Annotated in this window: 13 protein-coding genes; 5 read left to right on the top strand and 8 right to left on the bottom strand. The window is 58.1% G+C overall.

The window, feature by feature from the left end; all coding sequences use genetic code 11:
• Nucleotides 1–11: 11 nt before the first annotated feature.
• On the top strand, nt 12–2,405 hold the full coding sequence (gene malP, locus N2K86_RS20855; RefSeq protein ID WP_260659819.1) for a maltodextrin phosphorylase: 2,394 nt from the start codon (nt 12–14) through the stop codon (nt 2,403–2,405).
• A gap of 9 nt (nt 2,406–2,414) precedes the next feature.
• Nucleotides 2,415–4,496: a 4-alpha-glucanotransferase gene (malQ, locus tag N2K86_RS20850; protein WP_260659818.1), complete on the top strand. Its 2,082-nt coding sequence runs from the start codon at nt 2,415–2,417 to the stop codon at nt 4,494–4,496.
• Nucleotides 4,497–4,582: 86 nt separating this feature from the next.
• Here the strand turns inward: malQ and gntT are convergent, their stop codons facing one another.
• From gntT to gntX, 3 genes are all read right to left on the bottom strand, one after another.
• The gene (gene gntT, locus N2K86_RS20845) at nt 4,583–5,899 is read right to left on the bottom strand and encodes a gluconate transporter (protein ID WP_260659817.1); all 1,317 of its coding nucleotides are present in this window, start codon (nt 5,897–5,899) and stop codon (nt 4,583–4,585) included.
• A gap of 392 nt (nt 5,900–6,291) precedes the next feature.
• Nucleotides 6,292–6,867, bottom strand: coding sequence for a Fe-S biogenesis protein NfuA (nfuA, locus tag N2K86_RS20840; protein ID WP_010436427.1), 576 nt, complete (start codon nt 6,865–6,867; stop codon nt 6,292–6,294).
• Nucleotides 6,868–6,928: 61 nt separating this feature from the next.
• The gene (gene gntX / locus N2K86_RS20835; RefSeq protein WP_260659816.1) at nt 6,929–7,612 is read right to left on the bottom strand and encodes a DNA utilization protein GntX; all 684 of its coding nucleotides are present in this window, start codon (nt 7,610–7,612) and stop codon (nt 6,929–6,931) included.
• Nucleotides 7,613–7,648: 36 nt separating this feature from the next.
• Between gntX and bioH the strand changes: the two genes are divergently transcribed.
• Nucleotides 7,649–8,431, top strand: a complete 783-nt coding sequence (gene bioH / locus N2K86_RS20830; protein ID WP_260659815.1) for a pimeloyl-ACP methyl ester esterase BioH — start codon at nt 7,649–7,651, stop codon at nt 8,429–8,431.
• On the opposite strand, the gene feoC is transcribed toward bioH, so the two are convergent.
• From feoC to greB, 5 genes are all read right to left on the bottom strand, one after another.
• A complete protein-coding gene (gene feoC, locus N2K86_RS20825; RefSeq protein ID WP_260659814.1) occupies nt 8,403–8,642 on the bottom strand; it encodes a [Fe-S]-dependent transcriptional repressor FeoC in 240 nt (79 codons plus the stop codon). The two genes, bioH and feoC, sit on opposite strands and share 29 nt — an antisense overlap.
• 11 nt (nt 8,643–8,653) lie before the next feature.
• The gene (gene feoB, locus N2K86_RS20820) at nt 8,654–10,972 is read right to left on the bottom strand and encodes a Fe(2+) transporter permease subunit FeoB (RefSeq protein WP_260659813.1); all 2,319 of its coding nucleotides are present in this window, start codon (nt 10,970–10,972) and stop codon (nt 8,654–8,656) included.
• A 29-nt stretch (nt 10,973–11,001) separates the two neighbouring features.
• Nucleotides 11,002–11,229 carry a ferrous iron transporter A gene (feoA, locus tag N2K86_RS20815; RefSeq protein WP_010436417.1) on the bottom strand — a complete coding sequence of 76 codons (228 nt, stop codon included), beginning with the start codon at nt 11,227–11,229 and terminating at the stop codon, nt 11,002–11,004.
• Nucleotides 11,230–11,573: 344 nt separating this feature from the next.
• A complete protein-coding gene (locus N2K86_RS20810; protein WP_260659812.1) occupies nt 11,574–13,904 on the bottom strand; it encodes a Tex family protein in 2,331 nt (776 codons plus the stop codon).
• Between the two features lie 87 nt (nt 13,905–13,991).
• Entirely contained in the window at nt 13,992–14,465 is a 474-nt protein-coding gene (gene greB, locus N2K86_RS20805; protein ID WP_010436410.1) for a transcription elongation factor GreB, read from the bottom strand.
• A 228-nt stretch (nt 14,466–14,693) separates the two neighbouring features.
• Between greB and ompR the strand changes: the two genes are divergently transcribed.
• The gene (gene ompR / locus N2K86_RS20800) at nt 14,694–15,413 is read left to right on the top strand and encodes an osmolarity response regulator transcription factor OmpR (protein ID WP_001157751.1); all 720 of its coding nucleotides are present in this window, start codon (nt 14,694–14,696) and stop codon (nt 15,411–15,413) included.
• Nucleotides 15,410–16,756 carry a two-component system sensor histidine kinase EnvZ gene (gene envZ, locus N2K86_RS20795; protein ID WP_047360493.1) on the top strand — a complete coding sequence of 449 codons (1,347 nt, stop codon included), beginning with the start codon at nt 15,410–15,412 and terminating at the stop codon, nt 16,754–16,756. The genes ompR and envZ overlap by 4 nt, the downstream gene beginning before the upstream one ends.
• Nucleotides 16,757–16,826 lie beyond the last annotated feature (70 nt).

Below are 16,826 nucleotides of genomic sequence, written 5' to 3'. Positions count from 1 at the left end.
GCCAATTCCCTATGTCACAGCCTACTTTCAACAAAGCTCAATTCCAGGCTGCCCTGACGCGTCAGTGGCAGCGTTTTGGCCTTCGTGCTGCAAACGAGATGACGCCTCACCAGTGGTGGCAGGCGGTGAGCGGTGCGCTCGCAGAGCAGCTGGATGCTCAACCGGTGGCGAAGCCTGTTAAGGGCCAGCGTCACGTGAACTACATCTCGATGGAATTCCTGATTGGCCGCCTGACCGGCAACAACCTGCTGAACCTCGGCTGGTATCAGGACGTCGGCGATGTGCTGAAAGAACACGACATAAACCTGACCGACCTGCTGGAAGAAGAGACTGACCCGGCGCTGGGGAATGGTGGTCTGGGTCGTCTGGCGGCCTGCTTCCTTGACTCTATGGCAACCGTTGGTCAGTCCGCGATTGGCTATGGCCTGAACTATCAGTATGGCCTGTTCCGTCAGTCGTTCGCCGACGGGCATCAGATGGAAGCACCGGATGACTGGCATCGCAACACCTACCCGTGGTTCCGCCACAACGCGCAGCTCGATGTGCAGGTCGGCATTGGCGGGAAAGTCACTAAGCAGGGGCTCTGGGAACCGGCGTTCACCATTACCGGTGAAGCCTGGGATCTGCCGGTGCTCGGCTACCGTAACGGCGTGGCGCAACCGCTGCGCCTGTGGCAGGCGAAGCATGCGCATCCGTTTAACCTGACCAAATTCAACGACGGCGATTTCCTGCGCGCCGAGCAGCAGGGTATCGACGCCGAGAAGCTGACGAAAGTGCTCTACCCGAACGACAACCACCTGGCGGGTAAAAAGCTGCGCCTGATGCAGCAGTACTTCCAGTGCGCCTGCTCCGTGGCGGACATTCTGCGTCGCCATCACCTGGCGGGCCGCAAGCTGGCGCAGCTGGCGGACTTCGAAGTGATTCAGCTCAACGACACGCACCCGACCATTGCCATCCCGGAACTGCTGCGCGTGCTGATCGACGAGCATCAGCTGAGCTGGGACGACGCCTGGGCCATCACCAGCCGTACCTTTGCCTACACCAACCACACCCTGATGCCGGAAGCGCTCGAGTGCTGGGATGAGAAGCTGGTGAAAACGCTGCTGCCGCGTCATATGCAGATCATCAACAAGATTAACGACCAGTTTAAAACCCTGGTGGATAAAACCTGGCCGGGCAACAAAGCGGTCTGGGCGAAGCTGGCGGTGGTTCACGACAAACAGGTGCGCATGGCGAACATGTGCGTAGTCAGCGGCTTTGCCGTTAACGGCGTGGCGGCGCTGCACTCGGATCTGGTAGTGAAAGATCTGTTCCCGGAATACCACCAGCTGTGGCCGACCAAATTCCACAACGTGACCAACGGCATCACGCCGCGTCGCTGGATCAAGCAGTGCAACCCGCTGCTGGCTGGCCTGCTGGACAAGACCCTGAAGAAAGAGTGGGCCAACGATCTGGACCAGCTCATCAATCTGGAAAAACAGGCTGACGACGCGAAATTCCGCGAGCAGTACCGTGCGATCAAGCTGGAGAACAAGGTTCGCCTGGCAGAGTTCGTGAAAGTGCGTACCGGGATTGAGATCAACCCGAATGCCATTTTCGATATCCAGATCAAACGTCTGCACGAGTACAAACGCCAGCACCTGAACCTGCTGCACATTCTGGCGCTGTATAAAGAGATCCGCGAGAACCCGCAGGCCGACCGCGTGCCGCGCGTGTTCCTGTTCGGTGCGAAAGCGGCGCCGGGCTACTACCTGGCGAAAAACATCATCCTCGCCATTAACAAAGTGGCGGAGGCTGTCAACAGCGATCCGAAAGTGGGCGACAAGCTGAAGGTGGTGTTCCTGCCGGACTACTGCGTCTCGGCGGCTGAAATGCTGATCCCGGCGGCGGATATCTCCGAGCAGATCTCAACCGCAGGAAAAGAAGCCTCCGGCACCGGCAACATGAAGCTGGCGTTGAACGGCGCGCTGACCGTCGGTACGCTCGACGGGGCAAACGTCGAAATCGCCGAGAAGGTCGGTGAAGAGAACATCTTTATCTTTGGCCATACCGTGGAAGAGGTGAAAGCCATCAAGGCCAAAGGCTACGATCCGGTGAAATGGCGTAAGAAAGACAAAGTGCTGGATGCTGTGCTGAAAGAGCTGGAAAGCGGCAAATACAGCGGCGGTGACAAGCACGCGTTTGACCAGATGCTGCACAGCATGGACAAACACGGCGGCGATCCGTATCTGGTAATGGCTGACTTTACTGCCTACGTTGAAGCGCAAAAACAGGTCGACGTGCTGTATCGCGACCAGGAAGCGTGGACCCGCGCGTGCATCCTGAACACCGCCCGCTGCGGCATGTTCAGCTCTGACCGCTCAATCCGTGATTATCAGGCCCGTATCTGGCAGGCAAAACGCTAAGGAAGCGCGATGGAGAGTAAACGTCTGGACAGTGCCGCGCAGGCGGCGGGGATCAGCCTCAGTTACATCAATGCGCACGGCAAACCGCAGTCTATTGGCGCCGACACCAAAAGACGTTTGCTGGATGCCATGCACAAAGCCGACGCGAAAGCGTCGGTTGCACCAGTGCCGAACGTGAAGGTATTCACCGCAGGCAAAAAGATGCCGCTGGCGGTGGAGGGGCGCGGCGAGTTTAGCTGGCTGCTCACCACCGAAGAGGGGCATCAGCACAAAGGCCACGCTACCGGTGGCAAAACGCTTAACCTTCCGGCGAAGCTGCCGGAGGGCTATCACACCTTAACGCTCACCCAGGATGACCTGCGTTTCCACTGTCGGGTGATCGTCGCACCAAAACGCTGCTACGAGCCGCAGGCGTTGCTCGAAGGTAAAAAGCTGTGGGGCGCCTGCGTGCAGCTCTATACGCTGCGTTCGGACAACAACTGGGGCATCGGGGATTTTGGCGACCTGAAAAAGATGCTGGTGGATGTGGGCGAGCGCGGCGGCGCGTTCATCGGCCTCAACCCGATCCACGCGCTTTATCCGGCGAACCCGGAAAGTGCCAGCCCGTATAGCCCGTCGTCCCGTCGCTGGCTGAACGTGATTTACATCGACGTTAACGCGTTAGATGACTTCAAAAACAGCAAAGAGGCGCAGGCGTGGTGGAACCTCAGTACCACGCAGCATGCGCTGAAGCAGGCGCGTGACGCCGACTGGGTGGACTACGCCACCGTCACCGCGTTGAAAATGGCGGCACTGCGTCTGGCATGGAAAGGTTTTGCGAAGCGCGATGACGAGCAGATGACGGCCTTCCGTCAGTTTGTCACCCAGGAGGGCGAGAGCCTGTACTGGCAGGCGGCGTTTGATGCGCTGCACGCGTATCAGGTGAAAGAGGACGAAATGCGCTGGGGCTGGCCGGTCTGGCCGGAAGCGTATCAGTCCGTCGACACGCCTGAAGTGAAAGCCTTCTGTAAAAAATATGCCGATGAAGTGGACTTCTACCTGTGGCTGCAGTGGCTGGCGTACAGCCAGTTTGCCGCCTGCTGGCAGGTGAGCCAGGGCTATAAAATGCCGATCGGTCTGTATCGTGACCTGGCCGTGGGCGTGGCGGAAGGCGGTGCGGAAACCTGGTGCGATCGCGAGCTTTACTGTCTGAAAGCCTCCGTCGGCGCGCCTCCGGATATCCTTGGCCCGCTCGGTCAGAACTGGGGATTGCCGCCGATGGATCCGCACGTCATGGCGGCGCGCGCCTACGAGCCGTTTATCGACCTGCTGCGCGCGAACATGCAGAACTGCGGGGCGCTGCGTATCGACCACGTGATGTCCGTGCTGCGTCTGTGGTGGATCCCTTACGGTGAAACGGCCGATCACGGAGCGTACGTGCAGTACCCGGTTGACGATCTGCTGTCGATCCTGGCGCTGGAAAGCAAGCGTCATCAGTGCATGGTGATCGGTGAAGATCTCGGTACCGTGCCGGTGGAAATTGTCAGCAAGCTCCGCGACAGCGGCGTCTACTCCTATAAAGTGCTCTATTTTGAAAACGACCATGAGAAAACCTTCCGCGCGCCGAAAGCGTACCCTGAACAGTCAATGGCAGTCGCGACGACGCATGACCTTCCTACGCTTCGTGGCTATTGGGAAAGCGGCGACCTGACGCTCGGTAAAACGCTGGGACTGTATCCTGATGAAGAGGTTCTGCGCGGCCTGTACCAGGATCGCGAACTCTCCAAACAGGGGCTGCTGGATGCGCTGCACAAGCAGGGCTGTCTGCCGAAACGCGCCGGACATAAGGCATCGTTGATGTCGATGACCTCCACGCTTAACCGTGGTTTGCAGCGTTATATTGCTGACAGCAACAGCGCCCTGCTGGGCCTGCAACCGGAAGACTGGATTGATATGGCGGAGCCGGTGAACATCCCGGGCACCAGCTATCAGTACAAGAACTGGCGTCGCAAGCTGTCCACAACGCTTGAGAAGATGTTTGCCGATGATGGGGTGAACAGGCTGATTAAGGATTTGGACAAGCGCAGAAGGGCGGTGGGTAAGAAGCGGTAGTTTCACCCTCACCCTAACCCTCTCCCAGAGGGAGAGGGAATAGAATGTAGGCCGGGTAAGCGTCAGCGCCACCCGGCTTTTTTTTATCAGACCACCATATTCAGCAGCAGCACCCCGACCAGACCACACACCGAAATAATGGTTTCCAGCGCGGACCAGGACTTGATGGTTTCACCGATAGTCAGGTTGAAGTACTCCTTGAACAGCCAGAAACCAGGGTCGTTAACGTGAGAGAAAATCACGCTACCGGAACCGACCGCGATAACCATCAGCTCAGGGCTTACGCCCGTGGTCGCAATCAGCGGGGCAACGATACCGCCTGCCGTGATGGCCGCAACGGTTGCAGAACCCAGCGCGATACGCAGAACGGCGGCGATAAACCATGCCATAAACAGTGGGGAAAGGTTGGTGGCATGCATCATGGACGCGATGTATTTGTCCACGCCGCTGTCGACCAGAACCTGCTTGAACGCACCGCCACCGCCGATGATCAGGAGCATCATGGCAATGATTTTGATGGAAGAGGTCAGCGTGTCGTTGATCTGATCCATCGAGCGGCCACGGTTCAGACCGAAGGTGAACATCGCGATCAGCACCGCAATCAGCGTGGCCATCACCGGGTCACCCAGGAACTCCGCAACGGGCAGAAACGCGTGACCTTTTGGCAGAACCATCTCAGCGACAGCACGCATCGCCATCAGTATCACCGGCACCAGAGAGGTCCAGACGCTGACGCCAAAGCCAGGCATCTCTTCTTCGGTGAAGGTTTTGGCGCTGTACAAACCTTCCGGAATCGGCTTATCAATGCCTTTCAGGAAGCGGGCATAAACCGGGCCTGCCAGAATCACGGTTGGGATCGCCAGAATCGTACCGAACAGCAGTGTTTTACCCATATCCGCGTGGAAGATGGTGGCGATAGCGGTTGGACCCGGGTGCGGCGGCAGGAAGCCGTGGGTCACGGACAGCGCTGCAGCCATTGGCACACCGACATACAGCAGCGGGATGTTTGCCGCAGCGGCGATGGTGAACACCAGCGGCAGCATCAGCACGAAGCCCACTTCATAGAACAGCGCGAAACCGACGGTAAAACCGGTTAACACCACGGCCCACTGAATGTGCTGTTTACCGAATTTGGCAATCAGGGTGGTGGCAATACGCTGCGCACCCCCGCAGTCCGCCAGCATTTTGCCGAGCATGGCGCCGAAGCCCATGATCAACGCCAGGCTGCCGAGCGTGCCGCCGACACCGGCTTTAATCGAGCTGATGACTTTCACCAGCGGCATCCCTTGCATCAGACCGACTGCAAGTGCCACCAGAACCAAAGCGATAAATCCGTTCATTTTGAAACGGATCATCAAGAGCAGTAATAACACAACACCGATAGCGACGATGACTAATGGCATGATTTACCTGGCCTTTGAATTGTTATGGGTAACGTCATTGTTTCAACGACAAATTCCGATTGTCCCAACTGGGAACAGAGCGTTAACGGCACTCATACTGATGCCTGCGAAACCATTAAGTTTAGTCGGCTGTTATAAGGGTGTTGAGTGCCCACGAGAATGATACGGGTAACATTATGTGATTGAGAATCACCCAGGCAGGTAAAATTTAAATTATGAGATGCAGGTCAACATATGGAGGGGAGGTAAAGGCAAAACGGCAACGCATGTTGCCGGTTTTAGTGTTTGTTCCCTCTCCCTGTGGGAGAGGGCAAGGGTGAGGGCATCAAACCGCGCTGTCTTTGTAGGCCCGGTAAGCGCAGCGTCACCGGGCGGTACAGACGGGGACTGAATTAGTAGTAAGAGTGCTCGCCGCGCTGGTGCTCGGTCAGATCGCGCACGCCCTTCAGTTCCGGGAATTCGTTCAGCAGCTGCTTCTCGATCCCTTCCTTCAGGGTCACGTCGACCATAGAACAGCCATTACAGCCGCCGCCGAACTGCAGGATCGCCAGACCGTCTTCCGTGATTTCCATCAGGGTTACACGGCCACCGTGTCCTGCCAGCTGTGGGTTGATCTGCGATTGCAGCAGATACTCAACGCGCTCCATCAGCGGGGCATCGTCAGACACTTTACGCATTTTCGCGTTCGGTGCTTTCAGGGTCAGTTGAGAACCCAGTTGGTCTGTAACAAAGTCGATTTCCGCATCGTCAAGATACGGCGCGCTCAGTTCATCGACGTACGCGGTGAGCTGTTCAAATTTAAGGGCAGTGTCAGTTGCTTCCACAGCGTCCGGAGGACAATACGAGACACCACATTCTGCATTCGGGGTGCCTGGATTGATCACAAACACGCGGATCTGCGTCCCTTCTTCCTGATTTGCCAGCAATTTGGCAAAGTGCGCTTGTGCAGAATCGGAAATACGGATCATAGCTTTGGCCTAATAGTTGACTAAATTACCTGGGTATAATCATACGCCCATTGAAGAAGGGCTACAAGGTACGGCACAGACACCATACCTGAACCGACGCGGCGCCGCTTTGCAAAAGCAGTCGGGAAAGTTCAGCAACGGTACTGCCCGTGGTGACGACGTCATCCACAAGCGCGATATGGAGGCCGTGAACCGGCAATTCAAGGCGGAAGGCATTTTTCAGGTTCCTTTTGCGAAGCCGCGCGCTGAGCTGATGTTGTATTGCGGTTGCCTGCACGCGCCTGAGCGCGGAGGCAGCGTAACGGCATCCAAGCCAGCGGGCGAGCGGACGACAGAGCAGGTCGCTTTGGTTATAGCCGCGCCGCCAGTGACGACGGTGGTGCAGGGGGACATTCATCAGCATGTCGACCCGTGGCAGCGCGCGCGTTCGTCGCGCCTGCAAAACGGCGAGAAGCAGCAGGCGGGCAAGGGGCGTCGCCAGTATGCTTTGGTGGGAAAACTTCAGCGCGTGGATAAGCAGGCTGAGCGGCGGAACATAATTATCCACCGCCACAAGCGCTTGCCACGGCGGCGCTTTTTTCAGGCAGCGGCCACAGGGGATCGCCAGGCTGACCGCCGGTAACCCACATTGCGGACACCCCACGATGCGTCCTTCCAGCGAGCGGGTACAGACGGAACAAATCCCCCACGCGCTGAGCGCAAGCGGCATTCGGCATAGCCAGCACAAGCCGGGCACTGTTAGCATAGGCAACCTCCATGTAAAAAAAGAGAACGATAGCTGATGAAGACGCTGTGGTGGCAGACCGTCGGGACGGGAAATTGTCATCTTGTGCTGCTGCACGGATGGGGACTGAATGCTGAAGTGTGGCGTTGCGTAAGTGAGGAACTCGCCTCGCAATTTACACTTCATTTGGTGGATTTGCCGGGCTATGGCCGCAGCCGCGGCTTTGGCGCGATGTCGCTTGATGAGATGGCGCAGCAGGTTTTGGATGCCGCGCCGCAAAGCGCCGTCTGGCTGGGCTGGAGCCTGGGTGGGCTGGTGGCAAGCAAAATTGCGCTGGATAACCCCGGGCGCGTGAGCGCGCTGGTTACCGTGGCCTCGTCACCGTGCTTTAGCGCGCAGGACGCGTGGCCGGGGATCAAGCCTGAAGTGCTGGCCGGATTCCAGCAGCAGCTAAGCGAAGACTTTCAGCGGACGGTGGAACGTTTTCTCGCGCTGCAGACGATGGGAACAGACACCGCGCGTCAGGACGCGCGCACGCTGAAACAGACCGTGCTTTCGCTGCCGATGCCTGACGTTGAGGTGCTTAACGGGGGGCTTGAGATCCTGAAAACGGTCGATCTGCGTGAACCACTGGCGTCGCTGGCGGTCCCGCATCTGCGTATTTATGGTTATCTGGACGGGCTGGTGCCGCGCAAGGTGGTTCCGCTGCTGGATGACCTGTGGCCGGAGAGCCAATCGCTGGTGGTTGCCAAAGCGGCACACGCGCCGTTTATCTCGCACCCCGGCGAGTTTTGTTCGGCGCTGTCCGGCTTTATTCGCGCAGTGTCCACCACTCCCTGAGGCAGGCTTTCCCTTCCGGGCAACGTTTACAGCTGCCGGACAAACAACCGTCCGGCTCTTCCTGAATACGCTCGGCCTTTCCCATCGCTTCGAGTCTTTCCAGCATGGCATCGATCATCGGCTGGGGCGTATGCAGGCTGAGGCTCAGCTGCTTTGCCTCCATGCGCCCCTGTAACGCCAGTAAATCACGAACCTGAATCAACGACGCCATCTGTTTGCCCCTTAGTGACAGTCGCCAGCCGGGCTGTTGCAGCAGGAGGTCGGGGTTTTACGCGTCGCCAGCAGGTTGATATCAACGCGGCTCCGCGCCCGACGCAGCAGGCCAATCACTATCACGTTAAACAGGATCACCGCCAGGATGCAGACCAGGCTGTAACGCGGGTGCTGGCTGAAGTTTACGGTCTGATAGAACACCGTCGCCAGGGAGTAAGCGATATTCAACCCCCACAGAATGGAGAAGCCCATCCAGCCGCGGCTGGACTCACGGGCAATCGCCCCCATCACCGAGATGCACGGAATGTACAGCAACACGAAGATGAGGTAGCTGTAGGCCGCTGACGCACTGCCGAATTTCTCGCTCATCACGCCCATGGCGCCGGTCGCCATTTCGCCGTCGCCTTTGCTGGCCTCAATCGGGTTCGCCAGCACGCTCAGGCTGAAGGTGTCTTTCAGGCTCTGCCAGGTCTCTTCCACCGCGCCGAGCAGCTCGTCGCCGAGGTGAAACTCCGCCGGGTTAAATTCCGCTTCCTGGATATTCTCGGCGGTGTAAAGGGTGTTCAGCGTGCCGACAACCACCTCTTTCGCCATCGCGCCGGTGAACAGGCCCACGGTCGCCTGCCAGTTATCCTCATGCACGCCAATCGGTTTGAACACCGGCGTGATGACACGGCTGACGGAGGCCAGCGCGGAGTCGTTGATGTTATCTGCCGCTTGCCCGCTCAACGTGAAGCTGTTCAGCGCGCTCAGGAAGATACTGACGATGACAATCACCTTACCGGCGCGCAGCACGAAGCCTTTCAGGCGCTGCCAGGTCTGAATTGCCAGGCTTTTCAGATGCGGTATGTGGTAGACCGGCAGCTCCATCACAAACGGTGACGCTTCACCGCGCATAATGGTGTGCTTCAGCATCAGACCGGTCAGGATCGCCATCACGATGCCGAGCACGTACAGCGAGAAGACCGCCAGCGCGCCCTGCTGACCAAAGAAAGCGGCGGCAAAGACCGCAAAGATGGCCAGACGCGCCCCGCAGGACATAAATGGCGCCATCATAATGGTCATCAGCCGTTCACGCGGTGCATCCAGCGTACGTGCACCCATCACCGACGGCACGTTACAACCGAAGCCAACAATCAGCGGCACGAAGGATTTACCCGGCAGCCCCAGCGCCTGCATCAGGCGATCCATCACGAACGCCGCGCGAGCCATATAGCCGGAGTCTTCGAGGAAGGAGAGGAACAGGTACATCATACCGATCTGCGGTACCAGCGGCAGCACGGTGTTGATACCGCCGCCAATCCCCTGGGCGAGGAAGATGGTCAGCCATTCCGGGAAGTGCAGGGTGTAGCCCAGCCACTGGATACCGTGCACGAAGATCGCCACGGAACCGGCATCAAAGACAGGCTGGAGCGCGCCGCCGATGTTAATGGCGAGCAGGAACATCAGGTACATCACCAGCAGGAAGATCGGCAAACCGAGGAAGCGGTTGAGCACAATCTTATCAACGGCGGCGGTAAAGCGGCTGGGCTCTGCCGTCAGGGCGTTACTGACCACGTCGCAAATCGCGGCGATGGCCTGATAACGGGCATCCGCGATGTGCAGGGCGGGGTCGTCCAGTTCATCGCTAAGGCGTGCGAGCGCGACGTCGAGTTTATCTGCCGCGTCACCGGCATAGGCGCGGCTGTAGATATCACCTTCCAGCATCTGCAGGCCGAGCCATTGACGCTGTCTGACAGGCATGGCGGTGTCCATCTCTTCCGCCAGTTGGCTGGCTTCGCGAAGCAGCGGCTGCGCGTAGTGCACCAGTTCAACGTCGGCGTTGCCTGCATGGCGGTCAACGGACAGCTTCAGGGCGTCAATGCCGCGCCCGCGGGTAGAGACCAGCGGAACCACCGGGCAGCCCAGTCGGGCGGAGAGGGCATCGACGTCGATGCGCAATTTCTGCTTCTCTGCGATATCAAGCATGTTAAGCGCCACGATGCAGGGAATACCCAGCTCAAGCAGCTGCAGCGTCAGATAGAGATTGCGCTCAAGGTTGGACGCATCCACCACGTTGATGAGCATATCCGCGTCGCCGCTCAGAATATAGTGGCAGGCGATCTGCTCATCGAGCGAGGTCTGGGATGAAATCGTGGTGAGCGAATAGGTGCCAGGCAGATCGACCAGCGTGACCTGATTGTCTGTCGTCGTGAACTGGCCTTCTTTGCGTTCAACCGTCACGCCTGCCCAGTTGCCAACGCGCTGGCGCGCACCGGTTAACTGATTAAATAAGGTTGTCTTGCCGGAATTAGGATTGCCAATTAAGCCAATAGTTAATTTTTTCATTGTAATAGACTCACTGAACCGCTGGCTTGTTATTGAGATAACGCTTCGACTTCAATTAAGGCGAGGTCTTTCTTACGTAGTACCAGATTGACGCGTCGGGTTTCGATATGGACAGGGTCGCCCAGCGGGGCCACGCGTACCACCTGGAATGACGAGCCGGGTAGCATGCCTAATGACAAGAGCTTTTGCCGATAGGCAGGGCTAATTTCACGAGTAAAACCGGTAATTTTCCATGCACTGTCTGGAGTGAATTGCATAGCGCCTGATCCCACGAGAGGTTAAATAATCTACACAATGATGATAATGAGAATAGTTTTTATCAGCAATATTAAAACTGTGACGGAATGTTGTTAATCGTATTAATTTGCGGTCAGATTGACCTTGCTCAATATTTATAAAATTGAGGTGGAAATAAAAAGAAGAGTATTTGTTAATGAGGTGATAATTCGTGGTTTAAATATGGATATGCAATCGGTTTCATATATTTCGATATGATTTTATTCCCCTCACCCCAACCCCTCTCCCCAGAGGGGCGAGGGGCTCGATGGGTACCCTCTCCCCTCTGGGGAGAGGGTTAGGGTGAGGGGGGATATTTATTACCTTAGCGTTTCTTCCCCATTGCCGCCGCCAGCGCATCCATCATCGCGCTGTTGCCCGCAGGCTGTGCGTCACGTCCGCGCGGTTTTGCCGCTTTGGCCGCTGGACGCTGCTGCTCGCGGCCACCGCCGTTGCCGCCGCGGCGCGCGTTGGTTTCGCCCGGCTGCTCGTCCAGGCGCATGGTCAGGGCGATACGCTTGCGCTGCAGATCCACTTCCAGCACTTTCACCTTCACGATGTCGCCCGCTTTGACCACGGTGTGCGGGTCTTCAACGAACTTGTCGGCGAGGGAAGAAATGTGGACAAGGCCATCCTGGTGCACGCCGATATCCACAAACGCGCCAAAGTTGGTGACGTTGGTGACCGCACCTTCCAGTACCATGCCGGGCAGCAGGTCGTTCATGGTCTCCACGCCGTCAGCAAAGGTCGCCGTTTTGAACTCAGGACGCGGATCGCGGCCCGGTTTTTCCAGCTCTTTGATGATGTCGGTGACCGTCGGTACGCCGAACTGTTCGTCGGTGAAATCCGATGCTTTCAGGTTACGCAGCGCGCTGCTGTCGCCCATCAGGTCTTTCAGCGCCTGTTGGGTTGCGGCCAGAATGCGCTCCACAACCGGGTAGGCTTCCGGGTGAACGGTAGAGGCATCGAGCGGGTTATCGCCGTGGTTGATGCGCAGGAAGCCTGCGCACTGTTCAAAGGCTTTTGGTCCCAGACGGCTCACCTTCAGCAGCTGCTGACGGTTCTGGAACTGACCGTTCTCATCGCGCCAGGAGACGATGTTCTGCGCCATCATGCGTGTTAAGCCCGCCACGCGGGTCAGCAGAGGAACGGAGGCGGTGTTCAGGTCCACGCCGACGGCGTTTACGCAGTCTTCCACCACCGCATCCAGCTTGCGCGCCAGCTGCGTCTGACTCACATCGTGCTGATACTGGCCTACGCCGATGGATTTCGGGTCGATCTTCACGAGTTCGGCCAGCGGATCCTGCAGGCGGCGTGCGATAGAAACCGCGCCGCGCAGGGAAACGTCCAGGTCCGGGAACTCCAGCGCCGCCAGCTCGGACGCGGAATAGACGGATGCGCCCGCTTCGCTGACGATCACTTTCTGCGCCGTCACTTTCGGGAACTGTTTCTGCACGTCGAGATAGAAACGTTCGGTTTCGCGTGAGGCCGTACCGTTGCCGATGGCGACCAGTTCCACGTTGTACTTCTCGCACAGCGCCGCCACCACGACGGCGGCTTTTGCTGCCTGACCGGTGTGCGGGTAAATGGTGTCGGTAGCGACAAGCTTGCCGGTGCCGTCAACGACGGCAACCTTCACGCCGGTACGCAGGCCCGGGTCGAGGCCCATGGTCGCGCGCAGGCCGGCCGGGGCGGCCATCAGCAGGTCGTGCAGGTTACGGGCGAAGACGTTGATCGCTTCGTCTTCGGCGCGCTCGCGCACGGTGCCCATCAGCTCGGTTTCGAGGTGCATCAGCACCTTGATCCGCCAGGTCCAGCTCACCACGCCTTTACGCCAGCTGTCCGCCGGGGCGTTGTTCAGGCGCAGGCCGAGGTGACCGATAATGATCTGCTCGCAGTGGCTCTCTTTCGGCGGCTCGTCAAACTGCGGGTCTGCATTCAGGGAGAGCTGGAGCACGCCTTCGTTGCGGCCGCGGAACATCGCCAGCGCGCGGTGCGACGGCGCGGTAGAAATCGGTTCGTGATGATCGAAGTAGTCGCGGAATTTCGCGCCTTCTTCCTCTTTGCCCGCCACCACGGTAGAGACGATGTGGGCGTTTTTCCACAGGTAATCACGCACTTTGGCGAGCAGGGCGGCGTCTTCAGAGAACCGCTCCATCAGAATGTAGCGTGCGCCGTCGAGGGCGGCCTTGGTGTCCGCTACGCCTTTATCAGCGTCGATAAATTTGGCCGCTTCGGTTTCCGGGTCGTGAGAAGGCTCGTTCCACAGCAGGTCGGCCAGCGGCTCAAGGCCCGCTTCAATCGCAATCTGCCCGCGCGTGCGACGCTTCGGTTTATACGGCAGATAGAGATCTTCTAATTCTGTTTTGCTCAGGGTGCCATTGATGGCGTTTTCCAGCTCGCTGGTCAGCTTGCCCTGTTCGCCGATGGATTTCAGGATCGCCTGACGACGTTCTTCCAGCTCGCGCAGATAACCCAGACGTGTCTCCAGGTTACGCAGCTGTGTGTCATCCAGACCACCGGTGACTTCCTTACGATAGCGTGCAATAAACGGCACGGTGTTCCCTTCATCAAGCAGGCGAACGGCAGCTTCTACCTGTTCGGCTCTGGCCTGAATATCACCCGCAATAATGCGGCAGAGCGAATCTTTCATCATGGCTTTATCATCTGTTGAGTCGAAAAATCAGGGGATAGTTATACGGGCTGACACGGCAAAATGCCAGCCGGGGAGGGCGCTCTCGGACTATTTAACGTACTCGATTTCGTTCACGTACCAGCTGGCTTCGCCGGAAGGGGTCTGAACGACGGCCAGATCGCCCACTTCCTTTTTCAGCAGCGCGCGGGCCATCGGGGAGTCGATGGAGATGTAATCCTTACGACCAAAAATTTCATCGTAGCCAACAATACGAAACCGCAGGGTGTTGCCGTCATCGTTTTCGATTTCAACCCACGCGCCGAAGAATACTTTGCCCTCCTGTTGCGGGGAGTAATCGACAATTTTCAGGTTCTCAAGGCACTTTGTCAGGTAGCGAACCCGGCGGTCGATCTCACGCAGTCGCTTTTTATTGTACTGGTAGTCCGCATTTTCGCTGCGATCGCCCAGGCTTGCGGCCCAGGTCACCTTTTTGGTCACTTCAGGACGCTCTTCGCGCCACAGGTAATCCATCTCTTTTTTGAGTTTCTCGTACCCTTCGCGGGTGATCAGGGGCGTTTTCATGGTGAAGCCTTTGCTGCCGGTTTACTGTCTTGCGCACAATACGTAGCTCACAGTGTAACAGACAGGATTAATAATGATTTATGTGATGAAATGAGCAGATAAGCTGCTGTTAAATATGCTTTGTAACAATTTCGACTAGAATTTATACCAGAATTAGCTGGTCGAATACGTGCACTTTTTTAGAATACGCTGTTACAAAGACTATCCGAACCTTTGGGAGTACACACAATGCAAGAGAACTACAAAATTCTGGTCGTGGATGACGACATGCGCCTGCGCGCGCTGCTTGAGCGTTATCTGACCGAGCAGGGCTTCCAGGTTCGTAGCGTCGCGAACGCTGAGCAGATGGACCGTCTGCTGACCCGTGAATCTTTTCACCTGATGGTGCTCGACCTGATGCTGCCTGGCGAAGACGGGCTTTCCATTTGCCGCCGTCTGCGCAGCCAGAGCAACCCGATGCCGATCATTATGGTGACGGCGAAGGGCGAAGAGGTTGACCGTATCGTGGGCCTCGAAATCGGCGCGGACGACTACATTCCAAAACCGTTTAACCCGCGCGAGCTGCTGGCGCGTATTCGCGCTGTGCTGCGCCGTCAGGCGAACGAACTGCCTGGCGCACCGTCACAGGAAGAAGCCGTCATCGCCTTCGGCAAGTTCAAGCTGAACCTCGGCACCCGTGAGATGTTCCGTGAAGACGAGCCTATGCCGCTGACCAGCGGTGAGTTTGCCGTCCTGAAAGCGCTGGTCAGCCACCCGCGTGAGCCGCTCTCCCGCGACAAGCTGATGAACCTGGCGCGCGGTCGCGAATACTCCGCAATGGAACGCTCCATTGACGTGCAGATCTCCCGCCTGCGCCGCATGGTGGAAGAAGATCCGGCGCATCCTCGCTATATTCAGACCGTATGGGGTCTGGGCTACGTGTTCGTGCCGGACGGCTCTAAAGCATGAGGCGAATGCGCTTCTCGCCGCGCAGCTCGTTTGCCCGCACCCTGTTACTGATCGTCACCCTGCTGTTCGTCAGCCTGGTGACGACCTATCTGGTGGTGCTGAACTTTGCGATCCTGCCGAGCCTCCAGCAGTTTAATAAGGTCCTTGCCTACGAAGTCCGTATGCTGATGACCGATAAGCTGCAGCTGGAGGACGGCACGCAGCTGGTTGTTCCCCCGGCGTTTCGTCGTGAAATCTACCGTGAGCTGGGCATTTCGCTCTACTCCAACGAAGCGGCAGAAGACGCTGGCCTGCGCTGGGCGCAGCACTACGAATTCCTCAGCCAGCAGATGGCGCAGCAGCTTGGCGGCCCGACGGAAGTGCGCGTTGAGGTCAATAAGAGCTCACCGGTTGTCTGGCTGAAAACCTGGCTCTCACCCAACATCTGGGTGCGCGTCCCGCTGACCGAAATCCATCAGGGCGACTTCTCGCCGCTGTTCCGCTACACCCTGGCTATCATGCTGCTGGCGATAGGCGGCGCGTGGCTGTTTATCCGTATCCAGAACCGACCGCTGGTCGACCTGGAGCACGCGGCGCTGCAGGTCGGTAAAGGGATTATTCCCCCTCCGCTGCGCGAGTATGGCGCCTCAGAAGTGCGCTCGGTAACGCGCGCCTTTAACCATATGGCGGCAGGCGTGAAGCAGCTGGCGGATGACCGTACGCTGCTGATGGCGGGCGTCAGCCATGACCTGCGCACGCCGCTGACGCGTATTCGTCTGGCGACGGAGATGATGGGGGAAGAGGACGGTTACCTTGCCGAGTCCATTAACAAGGACATCGAAGAGTGTAATGCCATCATTGAGCAGTTCATCGATTACCTGCGTACCGGGCAGGAGATGCCGATGGAGATGGCTGACCTGAACGCGGTGCTGGGCGAAGTGGTGGCGGCGGAAAGCGGCTACGAGCGTGAGATTGAAACTGACCTTCAGGCCGGGGAAATTCAGGTGCGTATGCACCCGCTCTCCATCAAACGTGCAGTGGCGAACATGGTGGTCAACGCGGCCCGCTACGGCAACGGCTGGATTAAGGTCAGCAGCGGCTCTGAGCTCAACCGCGCCTGGTTCCAGGTGGAAGACGACGGTCCGGGCATCAAGCCCGAGCAGCGTAAGCATCTGTTCCAGCCGTTTGTGCGTGGCGACAGCGCGCGCAGCACCAGCGGAACGGGCTTAGGCCTGGCGATCGTGCAGCGAATTGTGGATAACCATAACGGGTTGCTGGAGATTGGTACCAGCGAGCGGGGAGGGTTGAGCATTCGCGCCTGGTTGCCGGTTCCGGTCACGCGGGGGCAGGTGAAAGAGAGTTGAAAAAAGGGTGGCACTAGCCACCCTTTTTTGTAGGTCGGGTAAGGCGAAGCCGCCACCCGGCAAAATGCGG

Source organism: Enterobacter mori, assembly GCF_025244905.1.
Taxonomy (GTDB): Bacteria; Pseudomonadota; Gammaproteobacteria; order Enterobacterales; family Enterobacteriaceae; genus Enterobacter; species Enterobacter mori_A.
This window is presented reverse-complemented; position numbering and strand designations above follow the sequence as displayed.

Excerpts from the sequence above, each read along its gene's own strand:
- malP (WP_260659819.1), top strand. The coding sequence starts at position 12 with ATGTCACAGCCTACTTTCAACAAAGCTCAATTCCAGGCTGCCCTGACG.
- malQ (WP_260659818.1), top strand. The coding sequence starts at position 2,415 with ATGGAGAGTAAACGTCTGGACAGTGCCGCGCAGGCGGCGGGGATCAGC.
- gntT (WP_260659817.1), bottom strand. The coding sequence starts at position 5,899 with ATGCCATTAGTCATCGTCGCTATCGGTGTTGTGTTATTACTGCTCTTG.
- nfuA (WP_010436427.1), bottom strand. The coding sequence starts at position 6,867 with ATGATCCGTATTTCCGATTCTGCACAAGCGCACTTTGCCAAATTGCTG.
- gntX (WP_260659816.1), bottom strand. The coding sequence starts at position 7,612 with ATGCTAACAGTGCCCGGCTTGTGCTGGCTATGCCGAATGCCGCTTGCG.
- bioH (WP_260659815.1), top strand. The coding sequence starts at position 7,649 with ATGAAGACGCTGTGGTGGCAGACCGTCGGGACGGGAAATTGTCATCTT.
- feoC (WP_260659814.1), bottom strand. The coding sequence starts at position 8,642 with ATGGCGTCGTTGATTCAGGTTCGTGATTTACTGGCGTTACAGGGGCGC.
- feoB (WP_260659813.1), bottom strand. The coding sequence starts at position 10,972 with ATGAAAAAATTAACTATTGGCTTAATTGGCAATCCTAATTCCGGCAAG.
- feoA (WP_010436417.1), bottom strand. The coding sequence starts at position 11,229 with ATGCAATTCACTCCAGACAGTGCATGGAAAATTACCGGTTTTACTCGT.
- N2K86_RS20810 (WP_260659812.1), bottom strand. The coding sequence starts at position 13,904 with ATGATGAAAGATTCGCTCTGCCGCATTATTGCGGGTGATATTCAGGCC.
- greB (WP_010436410.1), bottom strand. The coding sequence starts at position 14,465 with ATGAAAACGCCCCTGATCACCCGCGAAGGGTACGAGAAACTCAAAAAA.
- ompR (WP_001157751.1), top strand. The coding sequence starts at position 14,694 with ATGCAAGAGAACTACAAAATTCTGGTCGTGGATGACGACATGCGCCTG.
- envZ (WP_047360493.1), top strand. The coding sequence starts at position 15,410 with ATGAGGCGAATGCGCTTCTCGCCGCGCAGCTCGTTTGCCCGCACCCTG.